The sequence below is a fragment of the Bacteroidetes bacterium SB0662_bin_6 genome (assembly GCA_009839485.1).
Taxonomy (GTDB): Bacteria; Bacteroidota; Rhodothermia; order Rhodothermales; family VXPQ01; genus VXPQ01.
In genome coordinates this window covers 34,355-49,946 of record VXPQ01000032.1, presented here as the reverse complement: position 1 = coordinate 49,946, position 15,592 = coordinate 34,355, and the positions used below count along the sequence as shown (strand labels likewise).

General features: G+C 59.2%; 11 protein-coding genes and 1 tRNA gene. 10 read left to right on the top strand and 2 right to left on the bottom strand.

The genetic code is table 11. The features are described 5' to 3' along the window. Nucleotides 1-5: 5 nt before the first annotated feature. Nucleotides 6-671 (bottom strand): metal-dependent transcriptional regulator, encoded by a 666-nt coding sequence (locus tag F4Y00_04980; GenBank protein MYE04309.1) that lies wholly within the window; start codon nt 669-671, stop codon nt 6-8. 164 nt (nt 672-835) lie between these two features. On the opposite strand from F4Y00_04980, the gene F4Y00_04975 reads away from it, so the two are divergent. From F4Y00_04975 to F4Y00_04945, 7 genes are all read left to right on the top strand, one after another. Beyond that, nucleotides 836-906 (top strand) — tRNA-Gln (locus F4Y00_04975). Between the two features lie 55 nt (nt 907-961). Beyond that, nucleotides 962-1,909, top strand: coding sequence for a ribose-phosphate pyrophosphokinase (locus tag F4Y00_04970; GenBank protein ID MYE04308.1), 948 nt, complete (start codon nt 962-964; stop codon nt 1,907-1,909). Nucleotides 1,910-1,957: 48 nt separating this feature from the next. Beyond that, the gene (locus F4Y00_04965; GenBank protein MYE04307.1) at nt 1,958-2,599 is read left to right on the top strand and encodes a 50S ribosomal protein L25; all 642 of its coding nucleotides are present in this window, start codon (nt 1,958-1,960) and stop codon (nt 2,597-2,599) included. Between the two features lie 15 nt (nt 2,600-2,614). Next, nucleotides 2,615-3,196, top strand: a complete 582-nt coding sequence (locus F4Y00_04960; protein ID MYE04306.1) for an aminoacyl-tRNA hydrolase — start codon at nt 2,615-2,617, stop codon at nt 3,194-3,196. Next, complete coding sequence (locus F4Y00_04955; protein MYE04305.1) at nt 3,196-5,274, top strand: sodium-translocating pyrophosphatase; 2,079 nt, start codon at nt 3,196-3,198, stop codon at nt 5,272-5,274. The genes F4Y00_04960 and F4Y00_04955 overlap by 1 nt, the downstream gene beginning before the upstream one ends. A gap of 42 nt (nt 5,275-5,316) precedes the next feature. Then, complete coding sequence (locus F4Y00_04950) at nt 5,317-6,642, top strand: 2-oxo acid dehydrogenase subunit E2 (protein ID MYE04304.1); 1,326 nt, start codon at nt 5,317-5,319, stop codon at nt 6,640-6,642. A gap of 83 nt (nt 6,643-6,725) precedes the next feature. Then, nucleotides 6,726-7,646: a site-specific integrase gene (locus F4Y00_04945; GenBank protein ID MYE04303.1), complete on the top strand. Its 921-nt coding sequence runs from the start codon at nt 6,726-6,728 to the stop codon at nt 7,644-7,646. Nucleotides 7,647-7,666: 20 nt separating this feature from the next. Here the strand turns inward: F4Y00_04945 and porQ are convergent, their stop codons facing one another. After that, complete coding sequence (porQ, locus tag F4Y00_04940; GenBank protein ID MYE04302.1) at nt 7,667-8,722, bottom strand: type IX secretion system protein PorQ; 1,056 nt, start codon at nt 8,720-8,722, stop codon at nt 7,667-7,669. Between the two features lie 112 nt (nt 8,723-8,834). Here porQ and secA point away from each other — a divergent pair, with 112 nt between their 5' ends. The 3 genes from secA to F4Y00_04925 all read left to right on the top strand — a co-directional run bounded on the left by secA (nt 8,835) and on the right by F4Y00_04925 (nt 15,550). Beyond that, nucleotides 8,835-12,338: a preprotein translocase subunit SecA gene (gene secA, locus F4Y00_04935; protein ID MYE04301.1), complete on the top strand. Its 3,504-nt coding sequence runs from the start codon at nt 8,835-8,837 to the stop codon at nt 12,336-12,338. 72 nt (nt 12,339-12,410) lie between these two features. Beyond that, on the top strand, nt 12,411-14,120 hold the full coding sequence (gene recN / locus F4Y00_04930) for a DNA repair protein RecN (GenBank protein MYE04300.1): 1,710 nt from the start codon (nt 12,411-12,413) through the stop codon (nt 14,118-14,120). Further along, complete coding sequence (locus F4Y00_04925; protein MYE04299.1) at nt 14,120-15,550, top strand: phosphoglucomutase/phosphomannomutase family protein; 1,431 nt, start codon at nt 14,120-14,122, stop codon at nt 15,548-15,550. The genes recN and F4Y00_04925 overlap by 1 nt, the downstream gene beginning before the upstream one ends. Nucleotides 15,551-15,592 lie beyond the last annotated feature (42 nt).

Here is a 15,592-nt window from a genome sequence, read left to right as displayed (position 1 = left end):
ACGTTTCAGGTCTTTTCGGTCGAAACGTCCACAAAAATATGGTTGGCGAGCTGGTATCCGAGAATATGCTCCCGATCGCATAGGCGGATCTTCAGGGGTCCCTCGAAAGGCTCTTTCCCGATGACTTCGAGCGCAGCGCCGGGCAACAGCCCCAGGCTTTCGAGGTGATCCAGTAATTTGGGATCTTCGTCGGACACGCGTTCGATCGTGACATGGGTTCCGGGCTCCACAGCGGCGAGGGGATTCGTGTTGCGTTCGGCTATTTCGCCTTCGCGCGTTGGAATGGGATCTCCATGCGGATCGTGGGTCGGATGCCCCAGCATTTCATCGATCTTGCGCTCGAATTCTTCGGAAATATGATGTTCGAGCAACTCCGCCTCTTCGTGCACCTTGTCCCAGGGATAACCCATCACATTGCGCAGATACAGTTCGAGCAAGCGGTGGTGGCGGATGATTTCAAGAGCGACCTTGTTTCCCGTCTCCGTGAGCCGGACGCCTTGGTACGATTCGTACTCTGCCAGACCGAGTTGCGCCAGCCGTTTGGCCATGTTCGTGACGGATGCGGCGGAGACGTTCAGGGCCCGGGCAATGTCACTGGTGGACGCCGGTTGCCCGCTTTGCCGGATCCGGTAAATGGCCTTGATGTAATCTTCAACGGCCTGACTGAGCATGCAATGCCGTGGGAATGAAGAAACAGGACGAAAACACGACTGCTGAACCCCATATTCCGTTATATGATCCAATTCGTCCATCTGTTGCAGAAACCACTGTGGGCAGCGGTCGTTGATTAGGCCGCATGTGCGCGATAATTTTCATTCCCTTGTTTCCGACTTCTTGCCCGGTCGTCTAATGGCAGGACAGCGGCCTTTGGAGCCGTATGTGGAGGTTCGAGTCCTCCCCGGGCAACGATGCATCCGGCAGACAATGAACAACATTTCCGGTTGAAGCTGATTCGTTAACTATGAACAAATCTGTCAGGGATACCCCTATTTCCATTTTTTCCGGGCGTTCGAATCCGCCGCTGGCGGAGAAAATCGCCGCCGCGTACGGACAACAACTCGGCGAGCTGACGATCAAGGATTTTGCAGACGGGGAAATCTACGTGCGGTATGGCGAATCCATACGGGGTTCGGATCTCTTCATTATCCAGAGCACGCAGCCCGGTGCGGACCATTGGCTCGAGTTGCTTCTGCTTATCGACGCGGCAAAGCGGGCGTCCGCGGAGCGGGTCACGGCAGTCATGCCCTATTTCGGCTATGCGCGGCAGGATCGGAAGGATCAGCCCCGTGTTTCCATTGCCGCGAAGCTGATGGCGGATATGCTGGCAACGGCCGGTGTTCATCGCATTCTTACGATGGATTTGCATGCTCCGCAGATTCAGGGTTTCTTCGATGTGCCAGTGGATCATTTATATGGATCCGGTGTTCTAACCAGCTATTTCAGGAAATTGCAACTCGACAATGTCGTAGTCGTAGCTCCTGATGTGGGCGCAATCAAGGTGGCGCGGTCGTACGCCAGGCGGCTCGACGCCGAACTTGCGGTTATTGACAAGCGGCGTCCCCGACAGAACGAAGCCGAAGTGGTGAACATTATCGGTGAAGTAGCCGGGCGAAACGTGATTCTTATTGACGATATGTGCGATACGGCGGGGACCCTGACCAGGGCAGCCGGGGCGCTCCGCAAAGCGGGATGCAAGGAAATCGTTGCGGCCTGTACGCATGCGCTGCTGTCGGGACCGGCCTATGAGCGGATAGAAAACTCGGAAATATCCAAGGTGGTTGTGACGGATACAATACCCTTGAAGCGTTCCTCGGAGCGCATCGATGTCGTCAGTGTCGCCGAGTTGTTTTCGGATGCTATTCGCCGCATTTACACGGAAGATTCCATTTCGACGCTGTTCGCGGATTAGGCGGGCGGTTTTCGCATTCATTGTACGATTCATCGTATTCCATAGATCATGGATACTCTTACGTTTGACGTTGAAAAGCGCGCAGTCGGCAAGTCGGCGGCTCGCGCCGTTCGCCGCGCGGGCAATGTACCGTGCGTGTTGTATGGGCATCATATGGAGCCCGTGATTTTCCAGCTGGCTGAGGAGCACCTGAAAAAGCTTGTTTATACGGCGGAGACGCACATTGTGGAAGTGCGGCTGGACGGGAAAACGTTTCGATGCATTCTGAAGGATGCGGCATTGCATCCGGTTACGGATCGTCCCCTTCATGCCGATTTCATGGCGCTCAAGACGGGCGAAATGTTGACGCTCGTGGTCCCTGTCCATTTCGAGGGGACACCCATCGGGCAGCGCGAAGGCGGCAACGTGCAGGTCATTACGCATGAATTGGAAGTACGCTGTCTTCCCAGAGACATCCCCTCGCACATTGAGGTGGACATTTCGGAGTTGTCCATCGGAGACGCTATTCATATCCGTGATCTGGAATGGGAAGGTCTTACCTTTCAGGGGCGTCCCGAACAGACCGTCGTTACCGTGGTACAGCCGCGCGTCGTGGTAGAAGAAGTTGAGGAGGTTGAAGAGGAAGCGGAAGAGACCGATGCAGATGAGGCGGTCGATTCCGCAGAGGAGACGGAAGAGGGCGATGCCTAATCGTCGTAGCCGGCCATGTCAAAATCGAAGCGCCTCATCGTCGGGCTTGGGAATCCGGGCGCGGAATATGAAGCGACGCGGCACAATATCGGGTTCGAGGTGGCCGATGCGGTGGCGGAACGTGCCGGAGCGGTCTTCGAGCATGGGCGCGGAAATGTGTTGCTGGGGTGGGGGCGTATTCGCAGCTATCCCGTCGGAATCGCCAAGCCGCTGACCTTCATGAACCGCAGCGGCAAAGCCATTAGTACATTGCTTGGTATCTGGCGCATGGCCCCCCGGCAAATGCTCGTGATCGTGGACGACATCAACCTTGCGCCGGGCCGGTTGCGTCTGCGCGCTTCGGGAAGCGCCGGCGGACACAATGGGGTGCAGGATATTGTCGATCGCCTGGGCCACCACGATTTTCCACGGCTTCGCATCGGCGTCGGCAACGACTTTTCTCGAGGCGGACAAGTGCAACATGTACTGTCCCCGTTTTCTCCCCGAGAGCGATTATCCATGGACGAGGCCGTGATCCGGGCTCGGGATGCTGTAGAGGCGTTCGTGTGCGAGGGCATTTCGATCGCCATGAACCGATTCAACAGAGACGTAACCTGATGACTGCCGAAACGATTGTTTTTCTTGTGCTTGCCTCCGGCTTCCTGGCGCTGGCCTATGCTTTTCTGCGGACACGCTGGATCGGTCGCCAGAGCACGGGTACGGAGAAGATGGTGGAGATCGCCGGGTATATCGCGGATGGCGCCCGGGCGTTTCTGCGCCGGGAGTACCGCGTGCTTTCGGTTTTTGTAGTAGTGGTGGCCGTATTTCTGGCTGTGGTGAACATGGCTGCGCCGGATACATCCTGGCTCATTGCCGTTTCGTTCGTGACGGGTGCGCTGGCTTCCGGCCTGGCCGGATTTATCGGGATGACCGTCGCGACGCGCGCCAACGTCCGCACGGCCAATGCGGCGCGGACCGGTCTGGCCCCTGCGCTCAACGTGGCTTTTTCGGGCGGCCTGGTCATGGGTTTGTGCGTGGTGGGATTGGGTGTGCTGGGACTGGGCGGGCTTTTTCTTGTGTACAGTGGCGTTGGATGGGATGCTGCGAAGATTATCCAGGTCATTTCCGGCTTTTCACTGGGGGCTTCTTCCATTGCACTGTTTGCGCGCGTGGGCGGCGGAGTCTATACGAAGGCCGCCGATGTGGGCGCCGATCTGGCAGGTAAGGTGTACGAGGGCATCCCTGAGGACGACCCCCGCAATCCCGCCACGATCGCGGACAATGTGGGAGATAATGTAGGGGATGTGGCCGGTATGGGGGCCGATCTTTTCGAGTCGTTCGTCGGCTCCATTATCGCGGCAATGGTGCTGGGAGCCATGTTCGTCGGCCCCTTTGCAGAGGCCGGCGTGGCGGAACTCAGCGGCGTTACGCTGCCGTTGGCGCTTGCGGGCGTCGGCGTGGTCGTTTCGATCCTCGCCTCGCTGGCGGTCAAAGTGAAAGAAGGAGGGAATCCTCAGAAAGCGCTCAACACCGGTGGATTCGGGGCAGCAGGCCTTATGGCCGTACTGGCGTATTTTATTATCCGGGGTATGTTGCCGGCGCAATGGGAGGCTGCGGGCGTGGAATACACCTCGCTGGGCGTGTTCTGGACCGTATTGATCGGATTGTTTACAGGGGTTTCCATCGGTCTTGTCACGGAGTACTACACATCCACGCAGGGGCGCCCGGCGCGTGGCATCGCCAGGCAAAGCGTAACCGGATCCGCCACGAATATCATTGCCGGTCTCGGAGTGGGTATGTTTTCCACGGGTCTTCCGGCAGTCATTCTGGCTATGGCGATCCTGGGGGCATACCATTTTGCCGGGCTGTACGGTATCGCCATTGCGGCGGTGGGCATGTTGTCGGTGACCGGCATTCAGCTTGCGGTCGACGCATACGGGCCTATCTCTGACAATGCAGGCGGCATTGCGGAGATGGCGGGGTTGCCGGAAGAGGTCCGGGCGCGCACCGATAAACTCGACGCGGTCGGGAACACGACGGCCGCGATCGGGAAGGGGTTCGCTATCGGTTCTGCTGCGCTGACGGCGCTGGCTCTTTTCGCGGCGTACCTGCAGCAGGCGGAAGTACCCAACATCGATGTGGCCAATCCGCGCATCCTGTCCGGATTGCTGCTCGGGGCCATGTTACCGTACGTGTTCAGCGCCATGGCGATGGGTGCCGTGGGCCGTGCAGCCGGTCACATGATTGTCGAGGTAGGACGACAATTCCGGGAGATTGCCGGGCTGCGCGAAGGTACGGTTCCGGCCGACCACACCCGGTGCGTCGATATTTCCACGAAGGCGGCCATTCGCGAAATGATTGCGCCGGGTCTGTTGGCTATCGCGGCGCCGGTCATTGTGGGGTTCATCGACAAAAGCATGCTGGGCGGGCTGCTGGCCGGCGTACTGGTTTCCGGCGTGCTTTTCGCTATTTTTCAGGCCAATGCGGGCGGCGCCTGGGATAACGCCAAGAAGTTGATCGAAGGGAACATTTCTATCAGTGGGACCATGTACGGAAAGGGCAGCGACGCCCACAAGGCTTCGGTAGTAGGAGATACGGTCGGCGATCCGCTTAAGGATACGAGTGGGCCCAGTTTGAATATTCTGATTAAATTGATTGCGGTAGTGGCACTGGTAATTGCGCCGCTCATCGCATAAAATACGGTTGCGGTTCCCGAAAGCAATCATCGCAAAGCGGATATGGCCAGGGTTGAAATTACCATGCCCCAAATGGGCGAAAGTATCACCGAGGGCACGGTGGTCGAATGGCACAAGAAGCCCGGCGAGCGCATTGAGCAGGACGAAACGCTGCTTGAGATAGGGACCGACAAGGTGGACACCGATGTGCCGTCGCCTGTCGGGGGCGTTGTGGCTGAGATTCTGGTGGCGGAGGGCGAGACGGTGGATGTGGGCACGCTGCTTGCCGTAATTACCGACGAAAACGAGGAAGCCCCCGATACCCCTGAACCGGTCAGCGAGGCGCCGGAGCCGGAGCCCGAGCCGGAACCGGCACCCGAACCTCCTGCTCCGGTGGCGCCCGATCCGCCGGATCCGTCGTCCGACCATGCCTCAGAGGCTGCGGCGTTTGCACCGAGGGGCGCTGCCGCTCCGAAGGAGGGAACAAGCGACTCGTTTTTCTCCCCGCTGGTGCGCTCCATCGCCGAACAGGAAGGGGTAAGCACTGCCGAACTCGAATCTATTACGGGATCGGGCCGGGATGGGCGAGTCACGAAGAAAGATGTGCTCGATTATGTGGCCAACCGGTCAGTGGACGAACCCGGATTTCCGGAACTGCAACCTGTCGAACCTGCCGAAGGGCCTGAGACGCGGGTTGTTAAAATGGATCGCACCCGGAAGATCATTGCGGAGCACATGGTGCGCTCGAAGGCGACTTCTCCGCATGTGACCTCTTTTGCGGAGGTGGATATGACGGACCTTGTCGCCTTCATCCAGCAGGAAAAAGAGGCGTTTCTGGAGCGGGAAGGCGCCAAATTGACCTACACCCCGTTTTTTGTCCATGCGGCGATAGAAGCGCTCCGGGAGCATCCGGTTCTGAATGCGTCCGTGGATGGAGACGAGATCGTGCTGCGGGACGATTTCCATATCAATGTGGCGGTAGCTATCGGCAAGACCGGGCTGGTCGCTCCCGTCGTTCGCAATGCAGGGCGTCAGTCTTTCGCCGATCTGGCGCGGTCGGTGGCGGATGTTGCCGACCGGGCGCGCAACAAACGGCTGCAACCCGACGATCTGCAAGGGGGCACGTTCACCATCACGAACATCGGCCCGATCGGGGGGATCAAGGGGACACCCATCATCAACCAGCCCCAGGTGGCTATTCTTGCCGTGGGGCGAATTCAGAAGCGTCCGGTGGTGATCGAAGATCCCAGGCTCGGCGACGTGATCGCCGTGCGGCAGATGGCCTGGTTGTCTCTTTCCTACGACCACCGCATTATCGACGGGGCCATGGCCTCTTCATTTCTGACCAGTTTTGTCCGCATTGTGGAATCGATGGGTTCCGGTTCCTGAAATCTCTATAATTCCGTTATTGCATTTAATCTTCCGGGAGGCTATTCTGTGGTGTATCGCAGGATACTTCATCATGGGCAATAATGGCTTTGTCACACATCGAACCCCTCAAACTGACAACCGGTGAGCTTGCAAAGCGGTTGCAGGATTTTCAGCGGGAGTACCTCAGGGAAAAGAGCGCCGATACGGTGGGGACCTATAGCAGGGCGCTCCGCGAATTCGAACGGTGGTTTGCCGAACAGGCGGACACATTTCGTTTCTCGGAGGACGGGGTCCGGGCGTATAAAACCTATCTGATGGAGACGCGCTCGCTGAGCGAAGCGTCCGTATCCACCTATCTCACCGCTTTCCGGCAGTTCTGTCAATATCTTGTCGTCATCGGGCTGATGGACAAGAACCCGGCTCTGGCAGTCAAGGGGAACCGCCGTCCGTTGTCGCACTCCCGCGCGGTGCTTACGGAAGCGGACATCCGGCAGTTATTGCGTGTGCTCGACGATACGACCCTGCTTGGGAAACGGGATCAGGCCATGGTGTACCTGATGCTGTACGCAGGGCTCAGCGAGATCGAGGTCGTACGGGCCGATGTACGGGACATCGACCGCATGTTGGACGGAACCTTCCTGCGGGTGCAGGGCAAGGGGCGTGCCGGCAAGGATCGGCAGGCGCCACTGGATCCTCCGGTGATCGAAAAAATAGAGCGCTATCTCGAAGCGCGCGATTCCGTGCTGCCCGAACATCCGTTATTCGTGTCACACGGCCATCGATCGAACGGGCAACGCCTGAATACGCGTTCCGTCCGAAGCCGGATCAACCGGTGTCTGGCGGCGGCCAACCTGAAACGAAGCGGCGTCAGTCCGCACAGCCTCACGCACACGGCGCCTCTCATCTGGCTGAACAAGGGCATGGGTATCGAAGAGGTCATGAAGCGCATGCGGCACGGTACGCGCGACACGACCCTGATTTACTCCAGGAAGCAAAGCCTGCTACAGGAGAATCCTGAATAGGGAAAGGAGATCGTATAGAATCAGATACTCGTGCGTACGGTGATCTGATGCAGGCCTCCGAGAGTTGACCAGGAGTTGAAGGCATAGTCGAAGCGGAAGCTTGCCACCCTGATTCCGCATCCCACGCCCACACCGGCCAGATCCAGCCTGTTTTTCATTTTCAGGTCCTGATGCTGCCGGTGGTTGTATCCCAGGCGGAGCCGGAACGCATCGCTGAAAAAGAATTCCCACCCGAGGGCTACGTGCCGGAGCACGCCCGACACCGCGTTTCGGCCTTCGCTTTCTTCGCCTATCCGGTTCAGGTTATAGCCCGACAAGGCGATGAGTAGCGGCAGATGCCGCAAGCGTTTCGAGACCCCTATGCGCAGATCGAGCGGCAGCGTATCCCTGGACGAGCCGAGCGCATCCACCACAATACCTATGTTATGCACGGAGGCGCTCAGGGCCAGTTGCTGTTCGGAGAAATGGTAGAGCACGCCGGCGTCTGCGGCGAAGGCCGAGGCGCTGGCTGTTTCAATCCTGGAGAACGCGGCATGGAGGTTTGCGCCGTACCGCAAGCGTTCGTCGTGGGCGCGGGCCCAGGATGCGGTGAGCGCCGCGTCGTTTGCTCCGAAGCTTTCCGTAGCGTTGCCGGTCGCATCGTATCCATCGATGTTGCCCCAGGTTACGTAGCGCAGTCCCGCGCCAAGTGTGCCGATGCCTTCCCAATGCCGGGCATGCGATACGAATCCCGCATGGATACCCCCCAGATGGTTGAGGTAGGTGACGGAGAGCGTGCGGTGCATGTCCGGATTGAGCAGGGCCGGGTTATAGAAGAGGGCGTTGACGTCTTCATCGTATACGGCGGAGAATGCGCCGGCCAGCGAGGCGGCCCGTGCGGAAGGGGCAAGCCGCAGGAATGAGAAGGTGGTGGCCGATCCGGACTGGGCCGCCGCCGGAAGGGCGCCCGTCCCGGTCAGGACAAGGATTGCCGCAAGGAGGAAGGGGCGGACATAAGGAGTACGCATACTACATGAACGGAGATTGCGGTCTGATGTTGCCTTTGGAGATACGAAAGCAGGGGCTTTTGTCATCATCTTGGCAAGGAACGGTTTTTGCAGTTCGGCGTGATATTCTGTTCCCTGCCAGTCTGTCGGACATTTCTTCCGGCAAACCGATTATTCCCTTTATTTCCGCGCCCTGCGCACCATGATAGATTTCTTCAAATCGCTGTTCGGCGACAAGAACGAACGGGAGCTGAAGCGGCTCTGGCCGGTTGTCGAGCGCATCAACGATGCCTGTGAGGATCTGTCCGACCTTTCGGACGAGAAACTGCGGGCCAGAACGGACGATTTCCGGCAACGCATCCGGGAAGCCGTAGCAGACAACGAAGCAAGCCAGGAAGCGCTGCGCGCCCGTCTGGGGGGCGCCGTACCCGTGCCGGAGCAGGATCCATCCGCTGCAGACGAAACGACGCTTCCTGCATTTTCGGGAAACGGGGTCGGGACCGATGAAAGCGAGGAACTTTCACCGCAGGAACATCGGGTGCTCTTCGACGAACTCGATGGGCTGGAAGAAGAATGGCTGGAGATTGTCGAGGAAGTGCTCGACAGTATGGTTGCGGAAGCGTTTGCCGTCATCAAGGAAACGTGCCGCCGCCTGTTAGGCAAGGAATGGGAAGCCGGAGGCACCCGCATTTCCTGGGATATGGTCCCGTACGACGCCCAGTTGCTGGGGGGCGTGGTGCTGCACCAGGGGCGTATTGCCGAGATGAAAACGGGCGAGGGGAAAACGCTCGTGGCCGTTCTGCCGGTCTATCTCAACGCGCTGGCGGGCCGCGGCGTGCATGTGGTGACGGTCAACCCGTATCTGGCGCAGCGCGATGCGGAATGGATGGGCCCGGTCTTCGAGTTTCACGGTCTGACCGTGGATGTCATCGACAAGTACGAATCGCACTCGGAAGGCCGCCGCAAGGCATACCGCGCCGACATCACGTACGGCACGAACAACGAGTTCGGCTTCGACTATCTGAGGGATAATTCGTTTGTATCCGAGCAGGAGCAACTGGTGCAGCGCGGCCACCATTTTGCGATCGTGGACGAGGTGGATTCCGTGCTGATCGACGAGGCGCGCACGCCGCTCATTATTTCCGGTCCCGTACCGCAGGCGAACGACAGCCGTTTTATGGAGCTGCAGCCCGTCATCGAAAAGCTGGTCTATGCCCAGCAGAAGGCTGTAGCCGGATTTGCGTCCGAAGCGGAGCGGCGGTTACGCGAACGGGACCGGGCCGAAGAGGCCGGCGACCGCAAGACGGCCTCGGAGATCGAGAACGAAGCCGGCCTTGCTCTCCTGCGCGCCAACCGCGGGTTTCCCCGCAACAAGAAGCTCCAGAAGCTGCTTCAGGAAACGGGCGTGGCGCAGTTGCTGCGCAAGACGGAGTTCTTCTACTTGCAGGATAATGCCAAGCATATGCCGCTTGTGGATGAGCCGTTGTTCTTTGCCCTGGAGGAGAAGCAGCATGCTATCGAAATGACGGAGCAGGGGCGCGAGTTTGCGGCGCGGACAGCCGGGGAAGATACCGATCTGTTCGTGCTCCCGGACATGGGCGACAAGATTGCTTCCATAGAAGGCCGCTACGCGGAACGGCGGCGGAAGGTAGAGGAGCACATCGAGGCGGACGATTCACTGGATGAGGAGAAGAAGGAAAACAAACGCATGAACGATGTGCGTCTTCTCGCCAAGGAAGAGGAGGAGGAGAAACGCACGCTCTACACGCTGTATTCGGAAAGGGCGGAGCGCCTGCACGCCATCGAGCAGTTGCTCAAGGCCTATACCCTGTACGAGAAAGACGTGGAATACATCGTACAGGAAGGACGGGTTCAGATCGTGGACGAACATACCGGCCGGGTGCTTTCCGGTCGGCGGTATTCCGACGGGTTGCACCAGGCGATCGAAGCCAAGGAAAAGGTGCAGGTGCAGGCGGCGACGCAGACGTACGCCACCATCACGCTTCAGAATTATTTCCGGATGTACGACAAGCTCTCCGGCATGACCGGCACCGCCGAAACGGAAGCCGAGGAGTTCTGGAAAATCTACGAGATGGATGTGGTGGTCGTCCCGACGAACCGGCCTATCACGCGAGACGATCTCGACGATCTGGTGTTCAGAACGAAGCGTGAGAAGTACCGCGCCGCCATCGAAAAAATTTCCGAGTACAATCAGGCAGGCAGGCCTGTCCTGGTGGGAACCACCTCCGTGGATGTGTCGGAAACCCTGTCCCGGATGCTCAAGCGGTCGGGCATTGGCCATAATGTGTTGAATGCGCGCCGCGACCGGGCGAAAGCAGAGGCCGATATTGTGGCCGAAGCCGGGCAGCGCGGGGCTGTGACGATCGCCACGAATATGGCCGGACGCGGTACGGACATCAAACTGGGGCCCGGCGTGCTCGAGGCTGGAGGACTCGCCATTCTCGGTACCGAGCGGCACGAGAGTCGGCGGATCGACTTGCAATTGCGGGGCCGATCGGGCCGGCAGGGGGATCCGGGCGAAAGCCAGTTTTACGTATCCCTCGAAGACGATCTGATGCGCCTGTTCGGTTCGGATCGCGCTGCCAGGGTGATGGACCGCCTGAACATGGAAGAGGGCGCCGTCATTACGCATCCGTGGGTGAACAAGAGTATCACCCGGGCGCAAAAGAAAGTCGAGCAAAACAATTTCTCCATTCGCAAGCGCCAGCTCGAATACGACGATGTGCTCAATTCGCAGCGGCAGGTGATCTACGACCGCCGCCTGCATGCGCTCAAGGGGGAGCGGTTTCACGGGGAGATTCTGGAAATGCTTCAGGATGTCATCTCGAAGGTGGTGGAAAGGCACTATGGGGAAGGCACGCTGGATGAACTGCATGAGGAAATCCTGCGCAAACTGGCGTTCGAATTCGAGCTCGAACGGGAAAGATTCGTGCAACTTGGGGAAGACGGCGTGGGGCAGCTGATCTACGATGAGGCCATCTCGTTTTACCGGCGCAAACAGGATGCCTTGTCGCGCCCGTTCCACAAGGGCATGCAACAGGTGATGGAGCAGGATGAAGAGCGCCGCCCGGCCCGCGTATTCGTGGATTTCACGGACGGGCGCCGTTTGCTGCGGGCGGTGGTGAAGGTGGAGGAGGCGGTAGGTACGGAAGGGCGTATCATCAACAATACCCTCGAGCGGACCGCCATGCTCAATATCATCGACGAGAAGTGGATGGGGCACCTGCGGGAACTCGATGAAATAAAGGAGGGGATCGGGCTTCGCGCGTACGGACAGCGGGATCCGCTCGTCGAGTACAAGATGGAAGCGTTCAAGCTTTTCGCGGAGATGATGGAGACGATCAACGAAGAGGTTGTTTCTTTCGTGTTCAAGGCGGGGCCGCTTGTCGCTGAGCAATCCGCCCGGTCTGCCCGTTCCGCTCCTGCACGTCGCCGTCTCGATCCGAAGCGGGCGCGGGCGCGCCACGATTCCATGGAGCCCACCTACGGCGTCAAGTCGGGTGGGGGGCAGACAGCATCTGCCGACCGGGACCCGACCGCCCGAAAGGAAACCGTCGTAGTGGATCATAAAATCGGACGCAATGAGAAAGTGACCATCCAGAATCCGTCTACCGGGCAAACGCAAACGCTCAAGTACAAACTTGCGGAGCGAAAAATTGCAGAGGGATGGGTGCTGGTTTCCTGAACCGGGGTTATGTTCTGGGGTGTTTTCTTGTCTGTTTCTGCGGAGATCCTCGTTTAAGCATTTCGCGCTCCCTTGCTGAAGTCTCTTTACGTCCGCGATTACGCACTCATCGAGGAGCTCCGTGTCGAGTTCGATGCGGGGCTTACGGTCATTACGGGTGAGACGGGCGCCGGCAAATCCATTCTGATCGGGGCGCTGCAGGCGATTCTGGGAGAGCGGACATCGCCTTCCGCCATCCGATCCGGGGCTGCAAAGGCGGTAATAGAGGGGATGTTCGACCAGGCGGACGATCCGTCCGTGGCGTCTTTGCTTCAGGAATATGCGGTGGATCCGGCCCCGGTGATTATCCTGCGCCGTGAAATCACGCCGTCGTATAGCCGCGGCTTCATCAATGACTCCCCCGCTACGCTACAGGCAATGCGAGCCGTTGCCTCCCGCCTCATCGATTTGCATGGGCAGCATGAGCATCAGTCGCTGCTGAATGTTTCCACGCATATCGGTCTGCTGGATGATTTTGGACGGCTCGGAGAGGCGTGCGAATCATACACGGATCATTTCCGAAGTTTCTCGGCGCTGCTTGCCGAACGGGACGTGCTGACGGCCCGGCAGCGCGATATGGAGGAAAAGCGGGCGCTCCATGCGTTTCAGATCGAGGAGATCGATCGGATATCGCCCCGGGAAGGGGAAGAAGAACTTCTCGAAAACGAGCGGCGGGTGCTGGAGCATGCGGAACGTCTGCACGAGGCATCCGTCCGGCTGAGTTCCGCCTTGTATGAAGGCGGGGATTCCATCCACGACCAACTGGTTGCCGTACGCGACGAACTGCGCGAACTGGCGGAGATCGATCTCCGTTTCGAGGAAATACTTGGCGAGATCGATTCCGCCTGTATCGTCACGGCGGAGACGTCTTCGTTTCTGAAGCAGTATGGTGAGCAGGCGGCGTTCGACCCGGAGCGGCTCGAAGAAATCAGAACCCGGCTCGTCGATATACGGGGACTGGCCCGGAAATACGGAGGTACGCTGGAAGCGGTTCTTGAACACCGGCGCAGGATCGGTGAGGCCCGAGACGAGGCAGAGCGTTTCGACGAAGCGCTCGATGCCCTGGCGAATCGTATAACGACGACACAGGAGGCTTTGTCGGGAGCCGCCGTACGCCTGAGCGCCCGGCGCCAGGAGGTGGCCGATGCTATCCGGGAAGCAGTGGAGGAGGAGTGCAGCAAACTCGGCATGGTCGATTGCCGGTTCGAGGTCCGGTTTTCGGTGGACGAGGACCCCGAGGGCTGGATTCTTGCCGGGGATCGGCGCATGGCGGCGCATGCCTCGGGCATGGATCGCGTCGAGTTTTACATCTCGACGAACAGGGGGGAAGCGTTGCGGCCGCTTGCCCGTGTGGCTTCCGGCGGGGAAATCAGCCGCATCATGCTGGCTTTGAAGACCGTACTGGCGCGAAGCGAGGCGTTCCCGATTCTGGTGTTCGACGAGATCGACACAGGCATTTCAGGAGCGGTAGCCAGCAAGGTAGGGCAAAGCCTGCACGTGCTGGCCGCAAACCATCAGATTGTCGCGATTACCCATTTGCCCCAGATTGCGGTGCAAGGGGATACGCACTTTGTGGTCGAGAAATATGTAGAAGGGGATCGTACGAAAACGCGCATACGGCGACTGGTCGAAAATCAGCGGGCAGAACATCTGGCCGGACTGATGGCCGGGGCCGATGTTACGGATGCGGCGCTGCAAAGCGCACAGGATTTAATGGAAGCCAGCCGCAAGGGAGGGGCATAATGGCGGATATTCGTTTCGGAACAGACGGCTGGCGCGCCGTGATCGGAGAGGACTTCACGTTCCGCAATCTGCACAGAGTGGCCCATGCGACTGCCGAATGGGTTCTTGCACAATCCCCTGCAGCCCCAAAGGTCGTGGTCGGGTACGATACGCGGTTTCTCGGACGTTCCTTCGCGGAATACGCCGCCCGCGTACTGGCCTCGGCGGGCATCGAGGTGCTGTTGCCGGAATCGTTCGTACCTACTCCCGCCGTAAGCTGGGCTACACGGGAATTCGGGTGTGCGGCCGGTATCGTCATTACGGCCAGTCATAATCCGCCCGAATATAACGGGTTCAAATTGAAGGCGGATTTCGGCGGACCCCTGCTGCCGGACGGCATCGCTGAGGTAGAGGCCCGGATACCTGCCGACGATGATATTCTGCCTGCTCCGAAGCCGTTGGATATGTTGCGGAGAAGCGGAGGAATTATAGCGCAGGATTTCACGACAGGCTATCTGGATTGCCTCAGGAGCCGCCTTGATATCAAGGCGATCCGCGCTTCCGGTCTGCGTGTCGCACACGACGCCATGTTCGGCGCCGGGCAGGGCGTTTTCACCGAATTGCTCGGCGCCGGGCAGGTGGCGGCGTTGCGGAGTACACACAATCCGGGGTTCGGAGGGCAGCCGCCGGAACCGATCGAGTGCAATCTGGAAATGCTTTCCGAGGCTGTTGTCGCCGAGGGATGCGCTGCGGGCATTGCCAACGACGGAGATGCGGACCGGGTGGCCCTCTTTGACGAACGGGGAAGGTTTGTGGATTCGCATACCCTCCTGGCGTTGCTCGTCAGATATCTTCACAAGGATCTTGGGATGTCGGGCCGGGTTGTCAAAGCCTTTTCAAGCACCTCGATCATCGATCGCATGGCGGAAGCATACGGGCTTCCCGTCGAGACGACCCGGATCGGTTTCAAGTACATTGCCGGGCATATCGTGAAGGGGGATGTGCTTCTGGGAGGTGAGGAATCAGGGGGCATTGCCGCACAGGGGCATATTCCGGATCGGGACGGTCTGTACATTGGTCTGCTTGTGATGCAGATGATGGCGCAACGGGGCAAACAACTGTCGGAACTTGTAGCGGAGTTACACGACGAGTTCGGCGCACAAGCCTACCGCCGCATTGATTTTCGCACCACCGATGCGAAAAAGGCAGGCATATTGGAGCGGCTCCGGAAGGGCGACGGGCCGGAAGCGATTGCAGGCTCTGCCGTGCTGCGGGTGGATCCTTTCGACGGGTTCAAGCACCATGTCGAAGGGGGCTGGCTGCTGGTACGGCCTTCGGGGACAGAGCCGTTGCTCCGCGTCTATGCCGAAGCGGAAACGCCGGAACGCGCTCATGCGCTGATTCTCGATGCTGCCGACCAGTTGGGATTGCCGGTTCCGCAAGAAGGGTAGCCTGTCCGGTCGGCGCGCAGACCTCGGGCGGATGGAGTCGCG